Origin of the sequence: Pseudoalteromonas sp. NBT06-2, assembly GCF_002276045.1 — a bacterium.
Lineage (GTDB): Bacteria > Pseudomonadota > Gammaproteobacteria > Enterobacterales > Alteromonadaceae > Pseudoalteromonas.
The window spans coordinates 1-2,327 of sequence record NZ_NQMR01000310.1; the positions used below are offsets into that span (position 1 = coordinate 1).

Consider the following 2,327-nt stretch of genomic DNA (forward strand, 5'->3'; position numbering starts at 1 on the left):
TGTTTATTGTATTGCGTTACACTCATCCGTTATTTTGATGCGTTGTTATTTACTATTTATGACCAGAGAACCGTTATCGTTTAATAGACCGCGACGCTTTACATCAAGAAGAAAGCTAGATTGCTGCTCTAATGTCATGTGACCGCATAGAGCTAATTGAAATGCCATAAACACCTAATCACAACCACCATGAGTTGCATGATGGGTAGGTGTGGGGGCTGGAGGTTAGAGACCTCCGGCTACCCGATTATATGTGTTTTAAACAACTAGTCAACTTCTCTTAATCCAGTAATCACACACAATGTAACACTTGGATCCATATCAACAACATAGCGTATTTTTTTATTTCTAGCTTTAGCAGACATTACATATGCGTACTGAGCTTTATCAAATTCAGTAGCACTCATATTTATTTGGGCTCGATCATAAGAACAGTGTTCGGGCAGCTCTAATGAGAGTATGTAAGCAACCCCATTATTAAGATATAATTCCCAATTAGTTAAAGGTGTACTTCCCCAGCCTCTTGCTGCATTTGCAGTGCTAACGCTACATATGATCATTAAACATGCTACTAACAACTTCTTCATTTTATTTCTCCAACTTGAGACAACATATAACGAGCCTGTAGAATTTCTCTTTTAGAAAAAACAGACCAAAAAATTATTAAAAATTAAGCTTCAAAACGCATTGCTACGTGAATTCTGAGGCAATATTCTACTAAAACATTACTTTTACGGACGCACAGCACATAAATTTCATTCGTCAATTTACACTTTTGATAAATTCTACAGCCTCAACGCCCTGTTAACAGTCAATAATATAGTTGGTTAAAATAAGAGAACGGAGTGAACAAAAAGCCAACTATATTTTGTCCTTGTTTAACAGCTTATTATAATTTTTATGTAGGATTGTATCCACTGGAAAGTAAGATAGATTGAGGATCCTTTAGATACAACAACTCTACTAACGCTTTCTTTTTATCATCAGCTTTTTCATAATACGATTGTGCTATTCTTTTGCCCAACCAGTAACCTAAATCCTTTGGTCTTCCATCACCACCAGAGCCATACATCCAAGGCGTAAAGTTTTCTCCATTCATAACAGACTTAAATTCTGTCCAAATCACACTTTCATTTTTAACACCAAAACTATGCCGCTCAATTTCAGATTGATTTATCTTCCCTAATACACGGTTTGCTATAAAATCAGCAAAACCTTCGGATAACGCTTGACGTAATAAGGTGTATTTCTTAGTTTTATTTTCAGGGAGACGAGCTTGATACACATGAACAATTTCGTGAGCAACAAAACCAAGTATTATTTCCTTTGCTTCTTCTTCAGTTTCGGAAAAACGACAAACAACCTCTAAGCCAAGAGATAGCCCTTCTTTACTCGCAGTTCCACCGGAGTTGTCAGCTCCAAATAATATATAAGTTGGTGCTGACATTTCTTGTTGTAGTAACGTTTTTACATCATTCAGTACTTGTTTTGCATCACTAGCTATATTTCTAGCCGCAGGTAAACATACGTCTATTCCCTTCTTATATGCATCCGAGTTTTCTGATATTGCTCGTATTAGATTTTTTTCATTCTTGATTCTATTTGGGGTAAATATTTCTAGCCCTTTAGTACCTAGATTCAAATATTTATTCTTAATCTGTTTTTCATCAAGCTCAGATGTCTGAGTAAATAACTTAGCAAAGCGTTCAGCGTCATCTAAAATAAAATCATTAGCCAAAACAGGGCTGAATTTCCCTATCGATATATATGTAAAAGTGGCAAAGAGTAGACTAAATGTTTTGTTTTTCATTTGTTATTAACAGCCTTTTATAAACACCAAAAATTTGATGGTGAGGTAAATTATAACGCTTTACTAATGGGCGCATAAATGCTTGGCTAAAATTGGCGACGAAGGAGCACAAGCCTGCTGTTTTGTGTCCTTGGTTTAACGGCCTTGTTAGCTATTGTTAACACTATTGCCAGAATAAAGCCAATCCGTAAATTTTAAAATTATATAATGGAACGGAATAAATATTATTAGATATAAACCTAGATCCATCAGGTATGGTAACTCTTGAAAGTCACTAAACCTGTTTTCTAAAGTTAGCTTTGCATAGGTAGTAAATAAAATTGATAAGAGTATTGCTACACATTGAGAAAACTCATTAATTTTTTTTGGCTTTACGTCCTTGTGCACTACATACTCTCCGAAATAGCTAACGCCCTGTTAACAGGCAATAAAATAGTTGGTTAAAATAAGCGACGAAGGAGCAAAAACCAACTGTTTTTGTCCTTATTTAACAGTTTGTTAGCTACCCAACACGTAA

At 35.2% G+C, this 2,327-nt stretch carries 2 protein-coding genes; both read right to left on the bottom strand.

Annotated features, from left to right (window positions below; all coding sequences use genetic code 11):
* Positions 1–266: 266 nt before the first annotated feature.
* Positions 267–587, bottom strand: coding sequence for a hypothetical protein (locus CJF42_RS25655; protein WP_095369322.1), 321 nt, complete (start codon positions 585–587; stop codon positions 267–269).
* Positions 588–898: 311 nt separating this feature from the next.
* On the bottom strand, positions 899–1,810 hold the full coding sequence (locus CJF42_RS25660; protein ID WP_095369323.1) for a DUF2268 domain-containing putative Zn-dependent protease: 912 nt from the start codon (positions 1,808–1,810) through the stop codon (positions 899–901).
* Positions 1,811–2,327 lie beyond the last annotated feature (517 nt).